The organism is Mesorhizobium sp. LMG 17147 (assembly GCF_024297145.1).
Classification (GTDB): Bacteria; Pseudomonadota; Alphaproteobacteria; order Rhizobiales; family Rhizobiaceae; genus Mesorhizobium.
The window spans coordinates 1-24,589 of sequence record NZ_JANCTC010000006.1 but is presented as its reverse complement, the minus strand read 5'-3'; the positions used below and the strand labels follow the sequence as shown (position 1 = coordinate 24,589).

The 24,589-nt window shown below is 65.3% G+C and carries 26 protein-coding genes and 1 riboswitch; of the genes, 15 read left to right on the top strand and 11 right to left on the bottom strand.

Annotated elements, in window-relative coordinates; all coding sequences use genetic code 11:
- Nucleotides 1-21: 21 nt before the first annotated feature.
- From NMG46_RS13285 to NMG46_RS13245, 9 genes are all read right to left on the bottom strand, one after another.
- Nucleotides 22-717, bottom strand: coding sequence for an NADH-ubiquinone dehydrogenase (locus NMG46_RS13285; protein WP_254818106.1), 696 nt, complete (start codon nt 715-717; stop codon nt 22-24).
- 79 nt (nt 718-796) lie between these two features.
- Nucleotides 797-2,101: an NADH-quinone oxidoreductase subunit NuoF gene (nuoF, locus tag NMG46_RS13280; RefSeq protein ID WP_254818105.1), complete on the bottom strand. Its 1,305-nt coding sequence runs from the start codon at nt 2,099-2,101 to the stop codon at nt 797-799.
- 11 nt (nt 2,102-2,112) lie between these two features.
- Entirely contained in the window at nt 2,113-3,174 is a 1,062-nt protein-coding gene (nuoE, locus tag NMG46_RS13275) for an NADH-quinone oxidoreductase subunit NuoE (protein ID WP_254818104.1), read from the bottom strand.
- Nucleotides 3,175-4,365, bottom strand: a complete 1,191-nt coding sequence (locus NMG46_RS13270) for an NADH-quinone oxidoreductase subunit D (protein WP_254818103.1) — start codon at nt 4,363-4,365, stop codon at nt 3,175-3,177.
- A complete protein-coding gene (locus NMG46_RS13265; RefSeq protein ID WP_254818102.1) occupies nt 4,366-4,968 on the bottom strand; it encodes an NADH-quinone oxidoreductase subunit C in 603 nt (200 codons plus the stop codon).
- Nucleotides 4,965-5,504: a hypothetical protein gene (locus NMG46_RS13260; protein ID WP_254818101.1), complete on the bottom strand. Its 540-nt coding sequence runs from the start codon at nt 5,502-5,504 to the stop codon at nt 4,965-4,967. Before NMG46_RS13260 ends, NMG46_RS13265 begins: the two co-directional genes overlap by 4 nt.
- A 6-nt stretch (nt 5,505-5,510) precedes the next feature.
- Nucleotides 5,511-6,092: an NADH-quinone oxidoreductase subunit B family protein gene (locus tag NMG46_RS13255; RefSeq protein WP_023720749.1), complete on the bottom strand. Its 582-nt coding sequence runs from the start codon at nt 6,090-6,092 to the stop codon at nt 5,511-5,513.
- Complete coding sequence (locus NMG46_RS13250; protein ID WP_023720750.1) at nt 6,083-6,448, bottom strand: NADH-quinone oxidoreductase subunit A; 366 nt, start codon at nt 6,446-6,448, stop codon at nt 6,083-6,085. Before NMG46_RS13250 ends, NMG46_RS13255 begins: the two co-directional genes overlap by 10 nt.
- Before the next feature lie 147 nt (nt 6,449-6,595).
- Nucleotides 6,596-6,811: a hypothetical protein gene (locus tag NMG46_RS13245; RefSeq protein ID WP_254818399.1), complete on the bottom strand. Its 216-nt coding sequence runs from the start codon at nt 6,809-6,811 to the stop codon at nt 6,596-6,598.
- On the opposite strand from NMG46_RS13245, the gene NMG46_RS13240 reads away from it, so the two are divergent.
- From NMG46_RS13240 to NMG46_RS13205, 8 genes are all read left to right on the top strand, one after another.
- Nucleotides 6,786-7,985 carry a winged helix-turn-helix domain-containing protein gene (locus NMG46_RS13240; protein WP_254818100.1) on the top strand — a complete coding sequence of 400 codons (1,200 nt, stop codon included), beginning with the start codon at nt 6,786-6,788 and terminating at the stop codon, nt 7,983-7,985. The genes NMG46_RS13245 and NMG46_RS13240 overlap by 26 nt on opposite strands.
- 29 nt (nt 7,986-8,014) lie before the next feature.
- Nucleotides 8,015-8,219: riboswitch (cobalamin riboswitch) on the top strand.
- Between the two features lie 37 nt (nt 8,220-8,256).
- Nucleotides 8,257-8,691: a DUF1636 family protein gene (locus tag NMG46_RS13235; RefSeq protein ID WP_254818099.1), complete on the top strand. Its 435-nt coding sequence runs from the start codon at nt 8,257-8,259 to the stop codon at nt 8,689-8,691.
- Nucleotides 8,688-9,728, top strand: a complete 1,041-nt coding sequence (gene cobW, locus NMG46_RS13230) for a cobalamin biosynthesis protein CobW (RefSeq protein WP_254818098.1) — start codon at nt 8,688-8,690, stop codon at nt 9,726-9,728. The genes NMG46_RS13235 and cobW overlap by 4 nt, the downstream gene beginning before the upstream one ends.
- An 18-nt stretch (nt 9,729-9,746) precedes the next feature.
- Nucleotides 9,747-13,403, top strand: a complete 3,657-nt coding sequence (locus tag NMG46_RS13225) for a cobaltochelatase subunit CobN (RefSeq protein ID WP_254818097.1) — start codon at nt 9,747-9,749, stop codon at nt 13,401-13,403.
- Entirely contained in the window at nt 13,400-14,890 is a 1,491-nt protein-coding gene (cobG, locus tag NMG46_RS13220; protein WP_254818096.1) for a precorrin-3B synthase, read from the top strand. Before NMG46_RS13225 ends, cobG begins: the two co-directional genes overlap by 4 nt.
- A 2-nt stretch (nt 14,891-14,892) precedes the next feature.
- Entirely contained in the window at nt 14,893-15,525 is a 633-nt protein-coding gene (locus NMG46_RS13215; RefSeq protein WP_254818095.1) for a precorrin-8X methylmutase, read from the top strand.
- On the top strand, nt 15,522-16,280 hold the full coding sequence (locus tag NMG46_RS13210) for a precorrin-2 C(20)-methyltransferase (protein ID WP_254818094.1): 759 nt from the start codon (nt 15,522-15,524) through the stop codon (nt 16,278-16,280). Before NMG46_RS13215 ends, NMG46_RS13210 begins: the two co-directional genes overlap by 4 nt.
- On the top strand, nt 16,277-17,041 hold the full coding sequence (locus tag NMG46_RS13205) for a precorrin-3B C(17)-methyltransferase (protein WP_254818093.1): 765 nt from the start codon (nt 16,277-16,279) through the stop codon (nt 17,039-17,041). Before NMG46_RS13210 ends, NMG46_RS13205 begins: the two co-directional genes overlap by 4 nt.
- On the opposite strand, the gene NMG46_RS13200 is transcribed toward NMG46_RS13205, so the two are convergent.
- Nucleotides 17,005-17,787 carry a cobalt-precorrin-6A reductase gene (locus tag NMG46_RS13200; RefSeq protein ID WP_254818385.1) on the bottom strand — a complete coding sequence of 261 codons (783 nt, stop codon included), beginning with the start codon at nt 17,785-17,787 and terminating at the stop codon, nt 17,005-17,007. The genes NMG46_RS13205 and NMG46_RS13200 overlap by 37 nt on opposite strands.
- Nucleotide 17,788: 1 nt before the next feature.
- On the opposite strand from NMG46_RS13200, the gene cbiE reads away from it, so the two are divergent.
- Genes cbiE through cobT form a run of 7 tightly spaced genes read left to right on the top strand, consistent with a single transcriptional unit; the run spans nt 17,789 to nt 24,074 of the window.
- The gene (gene cbiE, locus NMG46_RS13195) at nt 17,789-19,030 is read left to right on the top strand and encodes a precorrin-6y C5,15-methyltransferase (decarboxylating) subunit CbiE (protein ID WP_254818092.1); all 1,242 of its coding nucleotides are present in this window, start codon (nt 17,789-17,791) and stop codon (nt 19,028-19,030) included.
- Nucleotides 19,027-19,407 carry a cobalamin biosynthesis protein gene (locus tag NMG46_RS13190; protein ID WP_254818091.1) on the top strand — a complete coding sequence of 127 codons (381 nt, stop codon included), beginning with the start codon at nt 19,027-19,029 and terminating at the stop codon, nt 19,405-19,407. The genes cbiE and NMG46_RS13190 overlap by 4 nt, the downstream gene beginning before the upstream one ends.
- Complete coding sequence (gene cobM / locus NMG46_RS13185; protein ID WP_254818090.1) at nt 19,404-20,168, top strand: precorrin-4 C(11)-methyltransferase; 765 nt, start codon at nt 19,404-19,406, stop codon at nt 20,166-20,168. Before NMG46_RS13190 ends, cobM begins: the two co-directional genes overlap by 4 nt.
- Nucleotides 20,165-20,971 carry a uroporphyrinogen-III C-methyltransferase gene (gene cobA / locus NMG46_RS13180; RefSeq protein ID WP_254818089.1) on the top strand — a complete coding sequence of 269 codons (807 nt, stop codon included), beginning with the start codon at nt 20,165-20,167 and terminating at the stop codon, nt 20,969-20,971. The genes cobM and cobA overlap by 4 nt, the downstream gene beginning before the upstream one ends.
- Nucleotides 20,968-22,281: a cobyrinate a,c-diamide synthase gene (locus NMG46_RS13175; RefSeq protein ID WP_254818088.1), complete on the top strand. Its 1,314-nt coding sequence runs from the start codon at nt 20,968-20,970 to the stop codon at nt 22,279-22,281. The genes cobA and NMG46_RS13175 overlap by 4 nt, the downstream gene beginning before the upstream one ends.
- Complete coding sequence (cobS, locus tag NMG46_RS13170) at nt 22,278-23,039, top strand: adenosylcobinamide-GDP ribazoletransferase (protein WP_254818087.1); 762 nt, start codon at nt 22,278-22,280, stop codon at nt 23,037-23,039. The genes NMG46_RS13175 and cobS overlap by 4 nt, the downstream gene beginning before the upstream one ends.
- Before the next feature lie 24 nt (nt 23,040-23,063).
- Nucleotides 23,064-24,074 (top strand): nicotinate-nucleotide--dimethylbenzimidazole phosphoribosyltransferase, encoded by a 1,011-nt coding sequence (gene cobT, locus NMG46_RS13165; protein ID WP_254818086.1) that lies wholly within the window; start codon nt 23,064-23,066, stop codon nt 24,072-24,074.
- Nucleotides 24,075-24,321: 247 nt separating this feature from the next.
- Here cobT and NMG46_RS13160 read toward each other — a convergent pair.
- The coding region (locus tag NMG46_RS13160) for a hypothetical protein (RefSeq protein ID WP_254818085.1) at nt 24,322-24,589 on the bottom strand (268 nt) is incomplete at its 5' end.

Genomic DNA, 24,589 nt, shown 5'->3' with positions numbered 1-24,589 from the left:
ACACCGCGCACGGTATTGAATTCAATTTTTGGCCCCGGCCAATGCGGCCGCCTGACCGATCCAGCCGTCACGGCCGATACGGCCCTTCAACGACAGGTAATCTTCGACCCAGGCGATCTCTTGCGGCGTCCACGCGGCAATCTGGGCGTATGTCCAGATGCCAAGGCCGTTCAGCACCTTTTCCAGTTTCGGCCCGATACCCGATATTGCCTTGAGGTCGGCGGGCACGGCTGGCCGGTCCATCGGCTTGGGCTGCTTGAAATCCTCCGGCATGAGCCCGGCCGATGCGTCCGCTGCAACGGCGCTCGCATTCGCCACGCTCCGCGCCGCAGTGCTTGTCGCAATGTCGGTCACGTCATTGGCGAAGGACTGCGCCTCGGCAATCAGGGTTTTGGTGGCTGCGCGCGCCTTGGTCGAGGAGCTTTTGCCGGGCGCGGAAACGCGTTCGGTCCGGGCCTCGAAATCCTCGGTGACCGGCTGCCAAAGCCGCTGCGAGGTCTCGGCCACGCCTGAAAGCACGCCCATCCAGACGCCGAAGGCGTGGTTGGCAAGCCCGATGCCGAGTGCCGTCATCGCCGCCGCGCCGGCGACAGGATGCGCCAGGAGATTGACGGCGCTGGCCATCTCCTTCGGCATTGTCCTGGTCAGGTCCTGGTTCATCTGCAAGAACGGGTCCCCATCGGGCGTCAAATCGTCGGGTATCGAAAACAGCGACATAGGTGGTCTCCTGGTCGTTTCCGTCTGCCCCGCGCTCGTTTCCTCGTTTCGGGCATTCGCCCGTATTTTTTGACTTCTTCTATTCCGCCGCCGCCAGCACCGGTTCGGCGCGGTGTGCGTTGCGCGAAAACTCGTCGATGCGCCGCTCCACCTCGCCGCGGAAATGCCGCATCAGGCCCTGGATCGGCCATGCCGCCGCATCGCCCAGAGCGCAGATCGTGTGGCCCTCGACCTGCTTGGTCACGTCGAGCAGCATGTCGATCTCGCGCTTCTGCGCCTCGCCGCGCACCAGCCGTTCCATCACCCGCCACATCCAGCCCGTGCCCTCACGGCAGGGCGTGCACTGGCCGCAGCTCTCGTGCTTGTAGAAATAGGACAGCCGCGCGATCGCCTTCACGACATCGGTCGATTTGTCCATGACGATGACAGCCGCGGTGCCTAGGCCCGATTTCAGGTCGCGCAGCGCATCGAAATCCATCGGCGCGTCGATGATCTGCTCGGCCGGCACCAACGGCACCGAGGCGCCGCCCGGAATGACCGCCAGCAGATTGTCCCAGCCGCCGCGGATACCGCCGCAATGCGTCTCGATCAGTTCGCGGAACGGGATCGACATCGCCTCTTCGACGGTGCACGGATTGTTGACGTGGCCGGAGATGCAGAACAGCTTGGTGCCGGCATTGTTGGGCCGGCCGAAGGACGAGAACCAGGCCGCACCGCGGCGCAGGATGGTTGGCGCCACGGCGATGGACTCGACATTGTTGACCGTCGTCGGGCAGCCATAGAGGCCGACATTGGCCGGAAACGGCGGCTTCAGCCGCGGCTGGCCTTTCTTGCCTTCGAGGCTTTCGAGCAGCGCCGTTTCCTCGCCACAGATATAGGCGCCGGCGCCATGGTGCATGTAAATGTCGAAATCGTAGCCGGAGGTATTGTTCTTGCCGATCAGCTTGGCCGCATAGGCCTCGTCGATGGCGCGTTGCAGCGCCTCGCGCTCGCGGATGAACTCGCCGCGCACATAGATGTAGGCGGCGACCGCGCCCATGGCGAAGCCGGCGATCAGGCAGCCCTCGACCAGCGTATGCGGATCGTGGCGCAATATATCGCGGTCCTTGCAGGTGCCGGGTTCGGACTCGTCGGCATTGACGACGAGATAGCTCGGCCGACCGTCGCTTTGCTTGGGCATGAACGACCATTTCAGCCCGGTCGGGAAGCCGGCGCCGCCGCGGCCGCGCAGGCCCGATGCCTTCATCTCGTTGACGATCCACTCGCGCCCCTTGGCGATGATGCCGGGCGTGTTGTCCCAGGCGCCGCGCGCCATGGCGCCGGCCAGCGACTTGTCGAAGCGGCCGTAGATGTTGTTGAAGATGCGGTCTCTGTCCTGAAGCATTGCTCGTTCCTTCAGACCGGCTTCTTGCCGGTCGGCCGGCTCCCGTTTCCGGGCGACGGCTTGGCCGCTTCGGCGGCAGCCTTCGCCGGTTTAACCTTGGCCTCCGGCGCTTTGAAAGCAGACGCCGGCTCGGCCTTGTTCTTGGAGCCTTTGCGCTGTTTCGAGACGTCCTCGACCTGCGGCTCGGCCTTGTTGGCATTGGCGGCCGAATGCAGAGGCGCAGCAACGCTCGCCGCCTTCTCCGCCGCGGGCGCGACTTTTGTCACCGACGGCGATTTCAGCGCCGGGCTGGTCTCGACCGCATCGGTCTTCGGCTTGCTGGCATTCGAGGGCGCAACTGGCGCCGGTGCAGGCGCGGCAGCAGGCGGAACCGGCGCTGCGGCGTTAGCCGCCGGCGCTGCTTCCTTGGCGGCCTTGGTCGCGGCCCTGGTTTCCCGGTCGCGGGTCGCCTTGAGGATCGCCTTTTCACTCTTAAGGGTCGTCAGGCCACTGGCCGGCTCAGAGGTGATGCGGCCGTTTTGCGGTCCCGGTTTCACGGTGGCGCCCTTGCCGGCGTCATAAAGGTCGATGATCTCGGCAAGCCGCTCCGGCGTCAAATCCTCATAGGTGTCCTTGAATATCATCACCATCGGCGCGTTGACGCAAGCGCCGAGGCACTCGACCTCCTCCCACGATAGCGTGCCTTTGTCGTTGGTGTGGAACTGGTCGTGATGGATCTTCGAGCGGCACACGTCCATCAGCGCTTCCGAGCCGCGCAGCATGCAGGGCGTGGTGCCGCAGACCTGGATATGGGCGCGGCTGCCGACCGGATTGAGCTGGTATTGCGTATAGAAGGTGGCGACTTCCAGCCCTCTGATATAGGGCATGCCGAGCATGTCGGAGATTGCCTCGATCGCCGCCTTGGTCACCCAGCCTTCCTGCTCCTGCGCCAGCATGAGCAAGGGAATGATCGCGGATTGCTCGCGCCCCTTCGGATATTTCTTGATCCACTGCTTCGCCGCTGCCGCATTCGCCCGGCTGAAGGCGAAGGAGGCTGGCTGGAGGCTGGCTTCTGCGAGACGGCGGACTGACATTTAGCGATCGACCTCACCAAACACGATGTCGAGGGAGCCGAGAACGGCGGTGACGTCGGCCAGCATGTGGCCGCGGCACAAAAAGTCCATGGCTTGCAGATGCGCAAAGCCCGGCGCGCGCAGCTTGCAGCGGTAGGGCTTGTTGGTGCCGTCGGAGACGAGATAGACGCCGAACTCGCCCTTCGGAGCCTCGACCGCGGCATAGACCTCGCCGGCCGGAACGCGGTAGCCTTCGGTGTAGAGCTTGAAGTGATGGATCAGCGCTTCCATCGAGCGCTTCATCGCCGCGCGCTTCGGCGGCACCACCTTGCCGTCGAGGTTCGACACCGGCCCGCCGCCCTCCTTGCCGAGCAACAGGTCGACGCACTGGCGCATGATTTTCGCCGACTGCCGCATCTCTTCCATGCGTACAAGATAACGGTCGAAACAGTCGCCGTTCTTGCCGACCGGAATGTCGAAATCCAGCTCGGCATAGCATTCGTAGGGTTGCGATTTGCGTAGGTCCCACGGCGCACCCGAGCCGCGCACCATGACGCCGGAAAACCCCCAGGCCCAGGCGTCCGCCAGGGAGACGGTGGCAATGTCGACATTTCGCTGCTTGAAGATACGGTTGCCGGTCAAGAGTGCGTCGAGGTCGTCGATCGACTTCAGGAACGGGTCGATCCACTTGCCGATGTCCTCGATCAGCTTCTGCGGCAGGTCCTGATGCACGCCGCCCGGCCGGAAATAGGCCGCATGCATGCGCGAGCCGCTGGCACGCTCATAGAACACCATCAGCTTTTCGCGCTCGACGAAGCCCCACAGCGGCGGCGTCAGCGCGCCGACATCCATCGCCTGCGTCGTCACATTGAGGATGTGCGACATGATGCGGCCGATCTCAGAGTAGAGAACTCGAATAAGCTGCCCGCGCTTCGGCACCTCGATGCCGAGCAGCCGCTCGGCTGCGAGCGCAAAGGCATGCTCCTGGTTCATCGGCGCGCAATAGTCGAGCCGGTCGAGATAAGGCACCGCCTGCAGATAAGTCTTGTGCTCGATCAGCTTTTCCGTGCCGCGATGCAACAGTCCGATATGCGGATCGACCCGGTCGACGACCTCGCCGTCGAGCTCCAGCACGAGGCGCAAAACGCCGTGCGCAGCCGGATGCTGCGGGCCGAAATTGATGTTGAAGTTGCGGACGGAGGTTTCAGCCATTCACTGTTTTGCCTTCTCGTCCCCCGGCAGAACATAATCCGTGCCTTCCCATGGGGACAGAAAATCGAAATTGCGGAATTCCTGCTTGAGCTCCACCGGCTCGTAGATGACGCGCTTGGCTTCGTCGTCGTAGCGCACCTCGACGAAGCCGGTCAGCGGAAAGTCCTTGCGCAGCGGATGGCCTTCGAAGCCGTAGTCGGTCAGAATCCGCCGCAGATCGGGATGGCCCGAAAACAGCACGCCATAGAGATCGTAGGTTTCGCGTTCGAACCAGTCGGCGCCGGGATATATGCCGGTGATTGACGGCACCAGCGTCTCTTCGTCGGCCTGGACCTTGATGCGGATGCGGATATTCTGCCTCGGCGACAGCAAATGATAGACGACGTCGAAGCGCTTTGCCCGCGACGGATAATCGGCGCCGCAGACATCGATGATCGAGATGAACTGGCATTTCGGGTCGTCGCGCAGGAAGGTCACTACCTCGATCAGGTCGCGCGGTTCGACCGAGATGGTGAGTTCGCCATAGGCAAACACCACCTCGCCGATCCGGCCGGTCAGCTTCTCGCCGAGATAGGTAGAGAGGTCATTCAACGCCTGGGTCATGACAGCCTCGCCAACCAGCCTAGAACCTTGTGCGAGTCATCCGGATCTTTCTCGCCAAACCAACCGCTCTCCCTGGCGGCATCAATGGTCAAAAAAACCTGACATTCATTGTTGTCACCCGGCTCGCCAAAAGACAGCTTTCCAACAAACTGCCGGGTTTCCAGATTGGCGGGGTCGCCATTTAGAGCAACGCATTCCACAAACAGCTTTTCGGCAGGCGCTCCCTGGCCAGACGCTGCGGAGGGAAACTTAGCCGACATTTCAGCAATCAGATTCTTGGTTCGATCCCCAAGCGATCGCAGTCTCACGTCGCCGTGGTAAAAGACTATTCGTGGGTCGCTTGTCGGCTCAGCTTCCCAGTCATTCAATCGGATGTCGACACCGACACCAGCAGCACCAAATTTCGTGTCTGTTGAAAGCGCCGACGAATAAAACGTCGAACCGGAGTCCGTCTTTACAAATCGCTGCTCGGACGTTTTGAACATCAAATCCAGCCAAGGCTCAGGGTTGCCATAAATGATCCGATCTTCATCCATGGCGATTTACCGTTCGATCGTGCCGGTGCGGCGGATCTTCTTCTGCAGCAGAAGGATGCCGTAGAGCAGCGCTTCGGCGCTCGGCGGGCAGCCGGGCACGTAGATGTCGACCGGCACGATGCGGTCGCAGCCACGCACCACCGAATAGGAATAATGATAATAGCCGCCGCCATTGGCGCAGGAGCCCATCGAGATGACATAGCGCGGCTCCGGCATCTGATCGTAGACCTTGCGCAGCGCCGGCGCCATCTTGTTGGTCAGCGTGCCGGCAACGATCATGATGTCGGACTGACGCGGAGACGCGCGCGGCGCGACACCGAACCTCTCGGAGTCATAGCGCGGCATCGAGGTATGGATCATCTCGACCGCGCAGCAGGCGAGACCGAAGGTCATGAACATCAGCGAGCCGCTGCGCGCCCAGGTGATCAGCGCCTCGGTCGAGGTGACGAGAAAGCCCTTGTCGGCGAGCTCGTTGTTGATCTCCAGGAAGAACGGATCATCCTCCCCCACCGGCCTGCCGGTGTTGGGGTCGATGAGGCCCTTGGGCTTCGGCGCGACGAGCGTGCCGGAACTGTCGTTCAATCCCATTCCAGCGCTCCTTTTTTCCATTCATAGGCAAAGCCGATGGTCAGCACCGCCAAAAACACCATCATCGACCAAAAACCGAGCATGCCGATCTGGCTGAACGACACCGCCCAAGGAAACAGGAAGGCTACCTCCAGATCGAAGATGATGAACAGGATCGACACCAGGTAGAAGCGGATGTCGAACTTCATGCGCGCATCGTCGAACGAGTTGAAGCCGCATTCATAGGCCGAAAGCTTTTCCGGATCGGGGTTGCGGTAGGCCACCAGGAAGGGTGCGGCAAGCAGCGCCAGCCCGACCACCAGCGCCACGCCGATGAACAGGACGATGGGCAGGTACGAACCTAAAAGTGCGTTCATGCTGCAGTTTCCGTTGGCGGCCAATCCACTCTGATTACAGCACCGGACCCACTTGCGGAAGCGTGACAGTTTAACCACTGAACCGTTTTAAGGGGGCTCTATGCTGCAACGCGGCGAGGGTTAGCGCAGCGCTTTCGGCGAAGCAAGTCAAACCTTGTTCAAATCGCGGTGCTGGGCGGCATATCCGGGAAAACTGGTCAGATCCGCTCCTGTTTGATTTCTTTCACTTTTCACTCCACTTTTCTCTCCTGACATGGATACCGCCAAAACCCTGCTAGCATGGGCGCGGAATCGCAGATTCTCTGCTCTGTCCGGCATCATCAGGATACCCGCATTGATGAAGGAAAAAATCTCACTTCGCATGGCCCGCCGCATCGCGCTGGCGGCACAGGGATTCAATGACCCCCGACCCGCCGGTACACCCGACCGCCGACATCTGGCCCGCGTGCTTGCCCGTACCGGCCTGCTGCAGATCGATTCCGTCAGCGCCGTGGTGCGCGCCCACTACATGCCGCTCTATTCGCGGCTTGGCCCCTACAAGCTGGCGCTGCTCGACGACGCCGCCATAACGCGCAAGCGCATGGTCTTTGAATATTGGGCGCACGAAGCCTCCTTCCTGCCGGTCGAGACCTATCCGCTGATGCGCTGGCGCATGCAGCGGGCCGAGCGCGGCGAGGAAATGTACAGCGGACTGGCCAAATGGGGCCGCGAGCACGCCGCGTATATCGAAGAAATCTATCGCGAGGTCACCGAACGAGGCCCGATCGCGGCGTCGGCTTTCGAAGGCCAGAAGGGTTCGGGCGGCTGGTGGGGCTGGAGCCATGCCAAGCACGCCTTCGAATGGCTGTTCTGGGCCGGCCGCATCACCACCGCCCATCGCCGCGGCTTCGAGCGGTTCTACGATCTGCCGGAGCGCGTGCTGCCGCCAACGATACTAAGTCTGCCAACGCCCGCTCCCGAGGACGCTCACCGCGAATTGCTGCGCATCTCCGCCCGCGCCCATGGCATCGCCACGGCAAGCGACCTGCGCGACTATTTCCGCCTCTCGCCCGCCGATATCAAGGGCCGCATCGAGGAGCTGGTCGAGGCTGGCGAGCTGCTGCCGGTGAGCGTCGACGGCTGGAGCAAAACAGCCTATCTCCACAAGAACGCCCGTTTGCCGCGCCGGATCGAGGCGCGCGCCTTGCTTGCGCCGTTCGATCCCGTGGTCTTCGAGCGGTCGCGCACCGAGCGATTGTTCGACTTCCACTACCGCATCGAGATCTACACGCCGGCCGAAAAGCGCCGGTATGGCTATTATGTGCTGCCGTTCCTGCTCGGCGACAGCATCGTCGGGCGCGTCGACCTCAGGGCCGACCGTCCGGCCGGCGTATTGCGCGTCCATGCCGCCTATGCGGAGCCCGGCGCCCCGCCACAAACCGCTGCCGAACTCTTCGAGGAATTGAAGCAGATGCAGGGCTGGCTCGGGCTTGAGCGCATCGAGGTGACGGCTGCCGGCGACCTTGGCCGGCCGCTCGCAGATATCGCCGCGTCATAGACGTACGTTGACACGACTGCCTCCACAAGCCTAAATCCGTTTCAGACGGTCCCCTGCCCGCAACGGCAAGGGCCAAGAGGGAATGCGGTGCGAAATCTCGATTTCAAATCCGCGGCTGTCCCCGCAACTGTAAGCGACGAGCCAAGGCCGAAAACCACTGGGATATTCCCGGGAAGGCGGCACCAAGGCGATGACCCGCGAGCCAGGAGACCTGCCGTCTAGGACATAAGAATCCGATCGCCTGGCGGGTTTTCCGGGCAAGGAGCCTGATTTGGAACGCGACAGCAGTTTTTCGGCTGAGACAGCGGATTTATTGTCCGGCCCTGACGATTCCCTGGCCGGCGTTACCGTCATCGTCTGCTCTTCCTGCCGTGACGAGACCGGTTCGGACGCTCATCCCCGCGCCGGCGAACTGCTCGCCGAGGACACGCGCCGCGCCGCTTCCGGCGAAAACATCAAAATCCGCACCGTCGAATGCCTCGGCAATTGCAAGCGCCGGCTCAGCGCCGCCATGCTGCGCGACGGCTGCTGGAGTTACGTCTTCGGCGACCTGACCGCGACCAGCGGCGCCGATCTCGTGACCGGCGCAAAGCTGTTCGCCACCTCGACGGATGGGCTCATTCCGTGGCGCGGCCGTCCCGATTGCCTGAAGCGCGGTCTGGTTGCCCGCATCCCTCCCATCGACCTTTTGAAGGACTTGATATGACCGCTGCCTCCCTTTCGCGCGTCCCCTGCACCGTCGTTACCGGATTTCTCGGCGCCGGCAAGACGACATTGATCCGCCATTTGCTCGAGAACGCCAAAGGCAAGCGGCTGGCCATCATCGTCAACGAGTTCGGCGACATCGGCATCGACGGCGAGATCCTGAAGGGCTGCGGCATCGATACCTGCCCCGAGGAAAACATCGTCGAGCTGGCCAATGGCTGCATCTGCTGCACCGTCGCCGACGATTTCGTCCCGGCGCTCGACCAGATCCTGTCGCTGATGCCGAGGGTCGACCATATCCTGATCGAGACGTCCGGGCTGGCCCTGCCCAAGCCGCTGGTCCAGGCCTTCCAGTGGCCGTCGGTCAAGAGCCGGGTGACCGTCGATGGCGTCATCGCCGTCGTCGACGGACCGGCGCTGGCGGATGGCCGCGTCGCCAACGACATGGACGCCCTGCAGGCGCAGCGCGCGCAGGACGAGACGCTCGAACACGACGATCCGGTCGAGGAAGTATTCGAGGACCAGCTCGCTTGCGCCGACCTGATCATCCTGTCGAAGAGCGACCTGATGGACGCAGCCGGCTCGGCCCGTGCCAATGCCGTCATCGGCAAGCATGTTGCGCGGGCGGTGAAGATCGTGCCGACTTCGCAAGGCAAGGTCGATCCGTCGGTGCTGCTCGGCCTCGGCCTCGCCGTCGAGGACGACATCGAGAACCGCAAGACCCATCACGACGACGAGCTCGACCACGAACATGACGATTTTGACTCGTTCGTCATCGACATCGCGTCCGTGTCCAACCCGGACGAGCTCGCACAACGCGTCGCCACGGCGGCGGAGGAAGAAAACGTGTTGCGCGTCAAGGGCTTCGTCGAGGTTGGCGGCAAGCCGATGCGGCTCCTGCTGCAGGCTGTCGGTCCGCGCGTCAACCATTATTACGACCGCACCTGGACGGCTGACGACGACCGCCGCTCGCGCCTCGTCGTCATCGGTCTGAAAGGGCTGAACCGCCCGGCGATAGAGCGTATCCTCGCCGGCTGACCCCAGGTACGAGCCGCGATGCACATCCTCACCACCACATCCGCCTCGCTCGACGATCTCGCCGAGCCTGTCGATCTCAGGCAAACGCCTGCGGATGTCGTGGCCCTGTCCTTCACCGACAGCGACCTGGCCGGGCTGGCGGCGGCGTGGAAGGCGGATGCGGACCGCCTGCCCTCGATGCGGCTCGCCGCCTTGCGCGACCTGCGCCATCCGATGTCCGTCGACCTCTGGACCGAGAGCGTCGCCCGCCATGCCAAGGTCATTCTGGTCCGCATTCTCGGCGGCTACGAGTGGTGGCGCTATGGCTGCGACCAGCTCGCCGTTATCGCGCGAAATCGCGGTATCAAGCTGGCGCTCCTACCGGGCGAGAGCCACGACGAGGATTTGCGACTGATCGAAGGCTCGACGCTGCCGCGCGAGGAGTTGGACGCCCTGCTGGGCTATTTCCGCGAGGGCGGGCCGGCAAATATGACGGCGCTGGTGCAGAGGCTGGCAAGTCTCGCTGGATCGGGTGCGGCGATAGCCGAACCTGTTAGCGTGCCAAAGGCGGGATTTTACGAGCCGGGGCTGGGGGTCGTCCCCCTCCCCCTCGAGGGGAGGGTCCGGCCGAAGGCCGGCGGTGGGGTCCTCTCCGAAGCGCGCCAACACTTTGAAGCGCGCCGACAGAAAAAAATGTCGAGCACTGCCGCAACGACCCCACCCGGCCCTTCGGGCCACCCTCCCCTCGAGGGGGAGGGAGAAGTCGTGCCGATCCTCTTCTACCGCTCGATGCTGCTCGCCGCCGACGTCGCGCCCATCGACGCGCTTTTCGAAGCGCTGAGCGCGCGCGGCATGGCTCCCGTGCCTATCTTCGTCTCCAGCCTCAAGGACCCGGCCTCACTCGCCTTTGTTGAAACCGCGCTTGCAACGCTGAAGCCTGCCGCCATCATCACCGCCACAGCTTTCGCCTCCGGGGCCGAGCCGGGCGTTGAAACCCTGTTCGACCGCGCCGGCGTGCCGGTGTTCCAGGTCATCGTCGCAACCACCCGCCGCGACATCTGGCAAACCAATCAGCGCGGCCTGGCGCCCGCCGACCTTGCCATGCATGTCGTCCTGCCCGAGCTCGACGGCCGCATCCTGGCCGGCGCCATTTCCTTCAAGGGCGAAAGCGAAACCGATCCCGCATTGGCCTTCCGCGCCTTCGCCAACCGGCCAGAGCCCGACCGCGTCGCGCAAGTGGCGAACCGTATCGAGGCATTCGTGCGCCTGCGGCGGACGCCGCGCGCGGAACGCAAGCTCGCCATCCTGATCCCCGACTATCCGAGCGCCCCCGGTCGCACCGGCTACGCCGTCGGCCTCGACGTGCCGTCCAGCGTGCTGGCAATGCTGCACGACCTGAGCGAACAGGGCTACGCCGTTGAAAGGATTCCGCAAACGCCAAGGGAGTTGTTGGATTTGCTGGAACGGGGCAATGGTGGGCTGAGACTGGACGATTATCTCGCTCTTTCTGCAGAGTTACCGACTGCGGCACTCGCTGCCGTGGAGGCGGCATGGGGTAAGGCGGAAGATGAGACAGGTTCGCGCGAGGCGCCCCCCTCTGTCCTACCGGACATCTCCCCCTCAAGTGGGGAGATTGGCCGTTTCGCCGACGGTTCTACCTTAATACGGTCGGTAGTTGGCGAAAGCAGAAGTCACGGAGCAATCTCCTCCCTTGCGGGGGAGATGTCCGGCAGGACAGAGGGGGGTGTTCAAGCGCCTGCTGTCGCCAAATTCCGCTTCCGCACGGCCACGTTCGGCAACATCACCGTGGCGCTCGCCCCCGATCGCGGGCGCTCGGTCGACCGCCGCGCCGACTATCACGACCCGACATTGCCGCCGCGCCATGCGCTGGTCGCCTTTGGCCTCTGGCTGCGCCAGTCGCTCGGCATCCATGCAATTGTCCATGTCGGCGCCCACGGCACGCTGGAATGGCTGCCCGGCAAGACCGTTGCGCTCAGCGAAAACTGCTTTCCCGAAATCGTCACCGGCGCCCTGCCCGTCATTTATCCGTTCATCGTCTCCAACCCCGGCGAGGCAGCGCAGGCCAAGCGGCGCGTTGCCGCCGTCACGCTTGGCCATCTGCCGCCGCCGCTGACCGGCGCCGGGCTGGACGAAAACCAGCACAGGCTCGAACGACTGGTCGACGAATATGCCCAGGCCGACGGGCTCGACCGCCGCCGCCGCGACCGCCTGGCGAAGCTGATAGTCGAAACGGCGGAAAAGACCGGCCTCGCCTCAGAGGCTGGTGTCGCCAGGACCGACGCAGCCGACGAGGCTTTGCGCCGCATCGACGCCTGGCTCTGCGATCTCAAGGATTTCGCCATCAAGGATGGCCTGCATATTTATGGCCGCTCGCCTGAGGGCGAGGCTGATCCGCTACGGCGGCAAAGTGCGGCAGCTGAAAAAACCGCACTGCTTGCCGCGCTCGACGGCCGCCATGTCGCTGCCGGTCCGGCCGGTGCACCGGCGCGTGGCCGGCGCGATGTGCTGCCGACCGGCCGCAATTTGTTCACCGCCGACCCACGCACCATGCCGACGCCGACATCGTTCGATCTCGGCAGGGCGGCCGCCGACGAGGTCTTGCGCAACTACATGCAATCGCATGGCGACTGGCCGCGCTCGCTGGTCATCGACCTCTGGGGGTCGGCCTCGCTGCGCACCGGCGGCGAGGAGATCGCGCAAGGCCTGGCGCTGATGGGCTGCCGGCCGCAATGGGATTCAGCCACCGGCCGCATCACCGGCATCGAGGTGCTGCCGCCGGCAACGCTCGGCCGCCCGCGCGTCGATGTCACCTGGCGCATATCGGGCCTGTTCCGCGACATGTTCCCGACCCAGATCGCGCTGATCGATGCCGCCGCCAACGCCGTCGCCGCCCGCGACGAGGACGATTCGGAAAACCCGCTGGCGGCCAGCACCCGCGCGGATGGAAAGATCAGCCCGCGCATTTTCGGCACCTCGCCGGGCACTTACGGCGCCGGCGTCGAGGACTTGTTGTCGAGCGGCGACTGGTCGGCGCGCGAAGAGATCGGCCGCGCCTATCTCGACGCCACTTCGCATGCCTATGGCGGCGCCGAGGGCGAAGGCATTTCGGCGCCCGGCGCTTTTGAGGGTCGCATCGCTGAGGCCGACCTTCTGGTTCATACCGGCGACGACCCCGGCCGCGACATCCTCGAAGGCTCGGCCGACGTCGCCTTTATCGGCGGCTTTTCGGCAGCGCTTGCCGCGCTCGGCAAGAACGCCGACGTGATCGTGCTCGACACCACGGACCCGCAAAAGCCCAAGCCGCGCTCGGTTGGTGAGGCCGTATCCCGGGTAGTTCGCGCCCGCGCGGTGAACCCGCGCTTCATCGCCGGCCAGATGCGGCACGGGCCGCGCGGCGCCTCGGAATTCGCCGAGACGGTCGACCGGCTGGTCGGCTTTGCGGAGACTACCCATGCCATATCAGGCACGCTGATCGAGGCCGTGCACGACGCCTATCTCGGCGACCCCGTGGTGCGCGCCTTCATCCTGCGCGAGAACCCGGCGGCGGCGAAGGTGATTGCCGAGCGTTTGCTGTCGGCACGGCGGCGCGGGCTCTGGCATCCGCTGCGCAACTCGATCGATGACGATCTCGCCGCACTGATTGCCAAAGCGCAAGCTCTGGGAGTGGCGGCATGAACGCTTTCTCGCGCCGTGGCGCCTGCCCTGCCTTGTCCGCGCCGATGCAAACCGGCGACGGGCTGCTGGTGCGGCTCAATCCGGTCGCTGGAGGACTGTTGCCGAAGTCGTTGATCGGACTCTGCGAATCCGCCTTGCGCCATGGCAACGGCATCATGGAAGTGACCGCCCGCGGCGGTCTGCAGATACGCGGCCTGACGCCGGCAAGCGCGCGGCTGCTGGCGATGGAGGTCGATGCGCTCGGCATCGCGGTGCGCACCGGCGTGCCGGTCGAGACCGGCCCGCTGGCCGGGCTCGACCCGGAGGAGATAGCCGACCCGCGCCCGATGGCGGAGCGGATTCGGGTGGCGATTGAAGCGGCTGGTCTGACGACAAGGCTCGGTCCGAAGGTTTCAGTCGTCATCGACGGCGGCGGGCAACTGACGATGGATGCGGTGACGGCCGACATACAACTGGCTGCGATCAGAACCGACGCGGGCGTCCGCTGGCTGATAGCCGTTGCTGGCGACGGGCAGAATGCCAAGCCTCTCGCCATGGCCGAGGAGGAAGCAGCCCGTGATATCGCCGTCGCGATTCTAAGGATGGTCGCCGAAAAAGGCCGCGACGCTCACGCAAGGGATTTGACGGAACGGCAGCGCAGATCTCTCGCAAGCTGGCATTCCTTCGCGCCCCCCTCTGTCCTGCCGGACATCTCCCTCTCTAGGGGGGAGATCGGCAGCTCCGCCGACGGCCGTCCTTCTGCTGCCTTGGTATTTGGCGCGACTTCGGCGATTAGGGAAGGCGGAGACCAAGGCGCAATCTCCCCCCTAGAGAGGGAGATGTCCGGCAGGACAGAGGGGCGCGCCGTCGAGCGCTTTCGCCCGCCCATTGGTATCTTCAACCTGAGCAACGGCCGTGCCCTCGGCATCGGCCTGCCCTTCGGCAGCATGCCCGCGCAAAAACTCATCGGCCTCACGCAAGAAGCCATCGCCCTGGGCGTCACCGAAATCCGCCTCGCTCCAAGCCGCGCGCTGCTTTTCATCGGCCTTTGGCCAACCGCCTACCACTCGCTTCAGCAGTCAGCCGCCACCCTCGGCTTTGTCACCGACGCAGCCGATCCGCGCACGAAAATCGCCGCCTGCCCCGGCGCACCCGCCTGTGCCTCCGGCCGCATCTCCACCCGCGACATCGCCGAGATCATCGCTACAGAAAACCGCGACATCCTCGATTCCTCGCTGACGCTGCACATCTCCGGCTGCGCCAAGGGCTGCGCCCATCCCGGTCCGGCGGCGCTGACCCTGGTCGGTGGCGAAAACGGAGCCGGACTTGTCGTGGACGGGACGGCAAAGGCAATGCCCGCCGGATACAGGCCGGGCTACGACGCCGCGCACGGCATCGGCCGCGTTGCAGCGGCGATCCGCAGCGCACGACATCCCGGCGAAACCGCTGCCGCCTGCCTGGCGAGGCTCGGCACGGCGGGCGTCGTCAAAGCTTACCGACAGGAATGAACATGACCGCCTACGACTACATCCATGATGGCACGGCGATCTATGAGCGCTCCTTCGCCATCATCCGCGCCGAGGCCGACCTGTCGCGCTTTTCCGAAGCCGAGACCGACGTCGCTATCCGCATGATCCATGCATGCGGCCAGGTCGAGGCCGCGCGGCACTTCGTTTTCTCGACCGATTTCGTCGCCGCCGCGCGCACAGCATTGGACGCCGGCGCGCCAATCTTCTGCGACGCGCAGATGGTCTCGCACGGCGTCACGCGCGCCCGGCTGCCTGCCGGCAACGAGGTAATCTGCACGCTGCGCGATCCGCGGACCGCCGACATCGCGAAAAAGATCGGCAACACCCGCTCGGCCGCGGCGATCGACCTGTGGGGCGAGCGCATGGCCGGTTCGGTCGTCGCCATCGGCAATGCGCCGACCGCCCTGTTTTATCTGCTGGAAAAGCTGCGCGACGGCGCGCCGAAGCCGGCGGCGATTATCGGCATGCCAGTCGGGTTTGTCGGTGCCGCCGAATCGAAGGATGCGCTGGCCGAAAATTCCTATGGCGTGCCTTACGCCGTCGTGCGCGGCCGGCTGGGCGGCAGCGCCATGACCGCCGCCGCCCTCAATGCATTGGCGAGGCCGGGCCTATGAATGCGATTGCAAAAGGCAGGCTTGTCGGCGTCGGCACCGGACCCGGCGACCCGGAACTCTTGACGCTGAAGGCAGTGCGCGTGTTGGCCGAGGCTGAAGTCGTCGCGCATTTCGCCAAGCGCGGCAACAACAGCAACGCCCGGGCCATCGTCGGCGCGCATTTTCGCCCCGATTTGATTGAACTGCCGCTGCTCTATCCGGTGACGACCGAGATCGACAAGGATCACAGCGACTACCGCTCGCAGATCACCGATTTCTATGAGCAATCGGCCGAAAAGGTCGCCGCGCACCTAAGCGCCGGCAGGATGGTCGCGGTTCTTTCGGAAGGCGATCCGCTTTTCTACGGCTCCTACATGCATCTTCATGTCCGGCTGGCGCACCGTTTTCCGACCGAAGTCATCCCGGGCGTCACGGCCATGTCCGGCTGCTGGTCGGCGACCGGCCTGCCGATCGTCCAGGGCGACGACGTGCTGACGGTGCTGCCGGGCACGATGAGCGAATTCGAGCTGACGCGTCGCCTCGCCGACACCGACGCCGCGGTGATCATGAAGGTCGGCCGCAACCTGCCCAAGATCAGGCGCGCGCTGGAGGCAACCGACAAGCTGGCGCGGGCCATCTATGTCGAGCGCGGCACCATGCCGGGCGGCGTCTCGATGCGGCTGGCCGACAAAAAGGACGACCAGGCGCCCTATTTCGCCATCGTGCTGGTGGCCGGCTGGTCGGGCCGGCCTAGCGCATTGAGAGCCGAAGCATGAGCGGCCGCCTCACCGTCATCGGCCTCGGGCCCGGCAACGCCGACCAGGTGACGCCGGAGGCAAGCCGCGCCGTTGCCGAGGCAAAATTCTTCTATGGTTACAAGCCTTATCTCGACCGGCTCGATCTGCGTCCCGACCAGACCCGCGTCGCTTCCGATAATCGCGAGGAACTCGCACGCGCCAGGGACGCGCTGCTGAAGGCTGCGGAAGGCCACGATGTCGCCGTCGTGTCGGGCGGCGATCCCGGCGTCTTCGCCATGGCGGCGGCCGTCTGCGAGGCGATCGAGGCGGGCCCACCCGAATGGCGCACGGTCGACATCGCTATCGTGCCCGGCATCACCGCCATGCTCGCTGTCGCCGCCCGCATCGGCGCGCCGCTCGGCCATGATTTCTGCGCCATCTCGTTGTCCGACAATCTGAAGCCGTGGGATTTGATCGAGCTGCGCCTGCTTGCCGCGGCGGGCGCCGGCTTCGTGATCGCGCTCTACAATCCGATCAGCAAGGCACGCCCCTGGCAGCTTGGCCGCGCCTTCGAGTGCCTGACGGCGATCCTGCCCGGCACCACGCCGGTGATCTTCGGCCGTGCCGCCGGCCGCCCCGACGAGCGCATCGAGGTTTTTCTGCTGGCCGACGCCGATGCCGCGAAGGCTGACATGGCGACTTGCATCATCATCGGCTCGCCGGAAACCAGGATCATCAAGCGGCGTGACAAGGCCGCGCTGGTCTACACACCGCGTTCGGCAGCGGGCCCAAGAACATGACCGACCAGAAAATGATCGACCATAGCGGCAAGCGATTCGATGGTTCCCGCCGACGTAACGTCCGGCAACGCCGGCCTGCGGATCATGACCACCTCGACACCGAGCGCCCGCGCCGCGGCGATCTTGCCGTAGGTCGCCTCGCCGCCGCTGTTTTTGGAAACAACGACTTCGATGCCACGGCTTTCGAGCAGCGCGCGCTCATCGACCTCATGAAACGGCCCGCGCGCCAAGAGATAGGCCGCGTCGGGCACAGCGAGCCTGGGCTCGACCGGGTCGACACTGCGAATGAGATAATGATGCCGGGGAGCTGCCTCGAAGGCAGCGACCTCCTGCCGCCCGAGCGCCAGGAACACACGGCGCGGCACCGATCCCAGCGCCTTGACCGCACCGGCAACGGTGTCGACCAGTATCCAGCGATCGCCTTCGACCCTCTGCCAGCCTGGGCGCCTGAACGCCATGATCGGCACGCCAGCCTCATGCGCAGCGTCCGCCGCATTGGCGGAGATTTGCGCCGCATAGGGATGCGTGGCGTCAATCAGCAGGTCGATCTTGTTCTGGCGGAGATACGCCGCCAGCCCGCCGGCACCGCCGAAGCCGCCGACCCGCACCGGCACCCCCTGCGCGGCCGGGTTTTCGGTGCGACCGGCCAGCGACAGCATCACCGAAATATCCGCGCGCGCGGCAAGCTTGCCGGCCAGTTGCCGTGCTTCGGTGGTTCCGCCGAGGATCAGAATGCGGTGGGTCATCATGCCTGCTGAAGCTCCGCGCGGCGCCAAGCTCACCTCAAAGTGGCTCACGATCGTCGGCATCGGCGAGGACGGTGTAGCGGGTCTCGGCGACGAGGCCAAGCGGTTGATCGCTGAGGCCGAGTTCGTCTTCGGCGGCAAGCGCCACCTGGCCCTTGTCGCATCACTGGTCAAAGGTGAAGCGCGCGCCTGGCCGACGCCTTTCGATGCCGAGATGCGCGACGTGCTGGCGCTCTCCGGCAGACGCGTCTGCGTGCTGGCCTCCGGCGATCCCTTCTACCACGGTGTCGGCGTCACCCTCGCCCGCAAGGTCGCGGCAGAGGATATGCGGGTGATCCCCGCGCCCTCGGGTTTCTCGCTGGCCGCCTCACGCCTGGGCTGGGCGCTGCAGGACGCCGAGACCGTCTCGCTGCATGGCCGCTCGCTCGACCTGATCCGGCCGTTGCTGCATCCTTGCACCCGCATTCTCGCGCTGACTTCGGACGGCGATGCACCGGAAGCGATTGCCCGTCTCCTGACCGAGCTCGGCTTCGGCGCGTCGCGGCTGACGGTGTTGGAGGCACTGGGCGGGCCGAAGGAAAGGCTGCGCTCGGCGAGCGCCGGCACCTTCGACCTCGCAAAGATCAATCCGCTCAACGTGCTCGCGATCGAAGTTGAATCGACTCCGCAAGCACCCATCCTGCCGCTGACAGCGGGACTTGCCGATCGTTTGTTCGAGCATGACGGCCAGATCACCAAGCGCGAAGTGCGCGCCGTCACCCTGTCCGCTCTCGCGCCAAGGCGCGGCGAACTGCTGTGGGACATCGGCGCCGGATCGGGCTCCATCAGCATCGAATGGATGCTGGCCCATCCTTCCATGCGTGCCATCGCCGTTGAGGCCGATCCGGCCCGCGCCGCCCGCATCCGACGCAACGCCGCGGCCTGCGGCGTTCCCGGTCTCGCCGTCGTTGAAGGTTCGGCACCGCAAGCTCTTGCCGGGCTGGAAACGCCGGCAGCGATCTTCATCGGCGGCGGCGGCAGCGATGCCGGCGTGCTGGAAACAGCCATCGATGCCTTACCTGCCGGCGGCCGCCTAGTCGCCAACGCAGTGACCCTGGAGATGGAGGTACTGCTGCTTTCCCGTCACGCTGCGCTCGGAGGCGAGCTTACCCGGATCGCTATATCCCGTGCTTCGCCGGTTGGTTCGATGCAGGCCTGGCGGCCGGCTATGCCGGTCACGCAATGGAGTTGGGCCAAGCCATGATGGTCGCGGGCATCGGCAGCCGCAAAGGTGTCAGCGCACGCGACGTGCTTGCTGCGGTAGAAACCGCGCTGGAGGCGCACGGGCTTGCCCTGCCCGCGCTTTCAGCCCTCGCGACCGCGTCTCTCAAGCAGGATGAAGCGGCAATCTTCGCCGCCGGACGTGAACTCCGCCTCCCGGTGATCGTTGTCGAGCAGGACGAACTCAAAGCTGCATCTACGACCAGCCACTCCGACCTATCACAGGAGCATGCCGGCACGCCGTCTGTTTCCGAAGCCTCGGCGCTTGCCGCCGCCGGCAAAGGCGCAAAGCTGCTCGGACCGCGCACGGTGCTCGGTGCTGTCACCTGCGCCATCGCCATCAGCGGAGATGCGGCATGACCGTTCACTTCATCGGTGCCGGCCCGGGTGCTGCCGATCTCATCACCTTGCGCGGCAGCCGCCTGCTCGGCAGTTGTCCCGTCTGCCTCTATGCCGGATCGATCGTGGCGCCGGAGCTGTTGCAGCACTGCGCGCCCGGAACGAGGTTGATCGACACCGCGCCGATGTCACTCGACGAGATCGAGGCCGAATATGTGGCCGCCCACGCGGCCGGCCATGATGTCGCCCGCCTGCATTCCGGTGATTTGTCGGTCTGGAGCGCAGTTGCCGAGCAGATCCGCCGGCTGGAGAAGCATGGTATCCCTTATACGCTGACGCCGGGCGTGCCGTCCTTCGCCGCTGCGGCGGCAGCGCTGCGCCGCGAGCTGACCATTCCAGAAGTCGCGCAAAGCCTGGTGCTGACCCGCATCTCCGGCCGCGCCTCGAAAATGCCGCCCGGCGAAACGCTGGCCGGCTTCGGCCGCACCGGCGCCACGCTGGCCATCCACCTTGCCATCCACGCCATCGACCGCGTCGTCGCCGAGCTGACGCCGCATTACGGCGCCGACTGCCCGGTCGCGGTCGTCTTCCGTGCCTCCTGGCCGGACGAGCGCGTGCTGACCGCCACGCTGGCCACCATCGAGGCGCAATTGGCCGCCGATCCGATGGAGCGCACGGCAATCATCTTCGTCGGCCGCTCGCTGGCGGCGGAAGGCTTTGGCGAAAGTTCACTGTATGACGCGCACTACCAGCGGCGCTTTCGCGGACGGGACGGATTGTGAGCGGCAGCAATAGAAACACTACGGTCGGGCAGGCGCTCACCCGGCTGAACTTCAAGCCGCGCCAGCTGGAGCCCGGTCATGTCTGGTTGGCCGGTGCCGGCCCTGGCGATCCCGGCTGCCTGACGCTGGAAGTGCTGGCCGCCCTCGGACAGTGCGATGCGCTGGTTTATGACGCGCTGGTCTCGCCCGCGGTAGTCGCCGTCGCCGAGGGCGCGGAACTGTTCTATGCCGGCAAGCGCGGTGGCAAGCCATCGATGAAGCAGGACGACATTACCGCTCTGCTGGTTCGGCTGGCGCGCGCGGGCCGGCGCGTCGTCAGGCTGAAGGGGGGCGACCCCTATATTTTCGGGCGTGGCGGCGAAGAGGCGCTGGCGCTGGCCGGGAAAACCATCCCGTTCCGCATCCTGCCTGGCCTGACGTCCGGCCTCAGCGCGCTGGCCGCCACCGGCATTCCCGGCACCATGCGCGGCATCAACAAGGCGCTGATCCTGGCGACCGGTCACGCCGCCGGCACCGATGACGATCTCGACTGGGCGGCCATCGCCCGTACCGGCCAGCCGGTGGTCATCTATATGGGCATGGCCAATCTGCCGCTGATCGCCGCCTCGCTGCTCGAGGGCGGGCTGGCGCCTTCGACGCCCGCCGCGGTGATTGTCGCTGCGACGACACCGCAGGAACGGATCGTCGTCGCCACGCTCGCCACCATTGCGGAAGAGGCAGCGGCCGCCGGTCTGACCTCGCCGGCGCTGATCGTCGTCGGGGGTATTGTCGCTATGCGTGCGGCACTGGCGGGCGAGCCATGACCCGCGCCATCATCATCGGCGCGCCGCGCTCGGGCTCGGGCAAGACCAGCGTCACCATCGGCATTCTGCGCGCGCTCGCCCGGCGCGGCCTGAAGGTGCGCGGCGCCAAGTCCGGCCCGGACTATATCGACCCCGGCTTCCACACCGCCGCCACAGGCTTATCCGGCATCAACCTCGACAGCTGGGCAATGCCGCCCGCCCTCCTTAACGCACTGGCCGGCGAAGCGACCGAAGATGCCGATCTTATCTTCCTCGAAAGCGCCATGGGCCTGTTCGACGGGATTCCGGCTGCTCCGGGCCGCACCGGCTCGGCCGTCGACCTTGCCCGACTTTATGGCTTGCCGGTGCTGCTGGTGCTCGACGTTTCCGGCCAGTCGACCACGGCGGCGGCCGTTGCCAAGGGCTTTACTACTTATGACCCGGATGTGCGCATGGCCGGTGCCGTGCTCAACCGATTGGGCAGTGAACGCCACCGCCGACTGTGCGGCGATGCCATCGAAGCGCTCGGCTTGCCTGTGGTCGGCGCTATCCTGCGCGATCCCTCGCTCAACCTGCCCGAGCGCCATCTCGGCCTCGTCCAGGCCGGCGAATATGAGAATCTGATGGCGCATCTCGACCGGCTGGCCGATATGGTCGAGCGCTCGCTCGACCTCGACGCCATCATGGCTCTGGCGGCGCCATTCACGCCCGCGCCTGGCAATTTCGGCGACGCGCTGCCGCCCCCCGGCCAGCGCATTGCACTCGCCGAGGACGCCGCCTTTACCTTCCTCTATCCGCACGTTGCCGCGCATTGGCGCAAGGCCGGCGCCGAGATCGTCCCATTCTCGCCGCTCGCCGATGAAGCGCCCGGCGACAATTGCGATGTCTGCTGGCTGCCCGGCGGCTATCCCGAGCTCCACGCCGGCCGCCTCGCCGCCGCTGCGAATTTCAGGGCGGGCATGGCGAGGTTCGCCGCCACGCGGCCGGTGCATGGCGAGTGCGGCGGCTTCATGGTGCTGGGCGAAGCGCTCGAGGACGCATCGGGCGAGACGCATCGGATGCTTGGCCTGCTCGGCCATTCGACCAGCTTCGCCAAGCGCAAGATGAATCTCGGCTACCGCGAGGCGCGGCTGCGGTCCGGCTGTCCGCTCGGCAGCCAAGGCACGCTGATCCGCGGCCATGAGTTCCACTACGCGCAGATGGTTGCGACCGGCAATGACGGGCCGCTGGCCGATCTCGCCGACGGGCAAGGCAACCCGCTCGGCGCCTCCGGCTACCGGCGCGGCAATGTCAGCGGCACGTTCTTCCATGCCATTGCGAGGGCCGGATGAAGGCCTCGCAACAGCAAATTCTCGATGATATCGCGCTTTGCCTCGTCTTCTTTACCCGGCTGCCGCTGCCGCGAGCCGACTTCCGTGGCCGAAGCCTTGCCGCTGCGATCTGGGCTGCACCGGTCGCCGGTCTCGCCGTCGCTATGGCCGGTGCGCTGGCCTGCGCCGTCGGCACGACGCTGGGCCTAGCCGGAGGTCCTGCTGCAGCGTTCGCCCTTGCCGCGATCTTGCTTGTCACCGGCTGCCTGCATGAGGACGCGCTGTCGGATGTTGCTGATGGTTTTGGCGGCGGCAAGACCCGCGACAGGAAACTGGAGATCATGCGTGACAGCCGCATCGGTGCCTACGGCGCCTGCGCGCTCGGCATCTCGCTGTTGATCCGCTGGAGCGCGCTCTCAGAACTCGCCGGCCCGGCTCATGTCTTCTGGGCCCTCATTGCCGCGCATGCCGCCTCGCGCGGCCTGCTCGGCGCCTTCATGCACCTGCTGCAGCCGGCCCGCAGCGACGGCCTTTCGGCCGAAGCGGGGACCGTCTCGGCTAAAACAGCTGGCATCGGTGCCGTACTCGGTGCGGTCGCACTGCTGACGCTTGGGTTCGGCGCTGCCGTTTTCGCGATCATCCTGCTCGGTCTGTCATTCGCCGCCTTCCGCGCGCTTTGCCTCAACCAGATCGGCGGCCAGACCGGCGACACCGTCGGCGCCCTTCAGCAGCTGGGCGAGATCGCAATCCTGCTCGTCGCTTCCATTTCCCTTTCCTGACTCTGTTTCGGAGATTTTGCCCCCATGCCTTTCAAATCGCTCGATGAACTGCGCGCCGCCTGCCTCGGCCTGCCCATTGGCAGCGACGCCGCGGCCAATGCCGTCGCCCGCCGCCAGGACACGCTGACCAAGCCCCAAGGCAGCCTTGGCCGGCTGGAGACAATAGTCGCCTGGCTGGCGCGCTGGCAGGGCCGCGACATGCCAAAGCTCGACCGTGTCAAGGTCTTCGTCTTCGCCGGCAATCACGGCGTCACCGCGCAAGGCGTGTCGGCCTTCCCGTCGGAGGTCACCGTGCAGATGGTGGCGAATTTCGCCGGCGGCGGCGCCGCCATCAACCAGCTTGCCCGCATCGCCGGCGCGGAGCTAGACGTCATCCCGCTTGATCTGGATCATCCGACCGGCGATATCACGCAAGAGCCGGCGATGGACGACGAGGCCTTCCTCGCCGCTGTCTCGGCCGGCTACGACGCGGTCAGCAAGGACCTCGACCTCGTCTGCTTCGGCGAAATGGGCATCGGCAACACCACGCCGGCGGCGGCCATCTCAACCGCGCTGTTCGGCGGCGGCGCCGAACGATGGACTGGGCGCGGCACCGGCGTCGACGATGCCGGCCTCGTGCGCAAGATCGTCGCCATCGAGGCCGGCCTGAAGCGCCACGCCCCGGCGCTGGCCGATCCGCTGAAGGTAGCGGCGGCCCTCGGCGGCCGCGAGCTTGCGGCGATCTTGGGCGCAACGCTGGCTGCGCGTCATCTCGGCGTGCCGGTATTGCTCGACGGCTTCGTCTGCACCGCCGCAGCGGCACCTTTGGCAGCGCTGCACCCTGCTGGCCTCGCCCACACGCTGGCAGCCCATGTCTCGGCCGAATCCGGCCACCGTCGCCTGTTGGAGGCGCTCGGCCTGCCGCCCTTGCTCGACCTCGGCATGCGGCTCGGCGAAGGCTCCGGCGCCTGCCTCGCCGTCAACGTCGTCCGCTCGGCACTCGAATGCCATGCCAGGATGGCAAGTTTTGCGGAGGCTGGTGTTTCGGAGAAGTAATCGGATACGGCCTATGAACTCGATCCACTAAGTATGAACTCGATCCACTAAGGCAGCAGCTTCCGTTCGCGATGATTCTCAGATAATCTGGTGGGATGAAAAAGTTTCACCCCGCCTACTCTGCTGCGTTTCTCATTGTCGGTAGCGGTGCGCTGATTTCGCGCGGCAGATATTCCAGCTACGGTCCGATCGACACCGCGATTCTCGTCCTTTTCTTGATCTTCTTCTGGTGCTTATCAGCGACTTTTCAGGGGGAAAAGCCGATGTTGATGCTGACAGACGTCAGAGTGCTGACAATGGCATCGCTTTTCGGTTCGGCAAGTTTCTGAGCCGCGTTTTCGGGCGCGGCAATCGCAGCGTTTGATCCAGTCGGCTGCGAGCGCTGCGAGCTAGAGCGGTTCCTGATTTGACGGAATCGAAGGGGATTCCCGATCAGTCGGTTCTGTGATTCAAGATGCTGGCTGGAGTGGAGGCCAGTATCGGATGACGCGACCGCTTTCGGATGATCTTCGCGA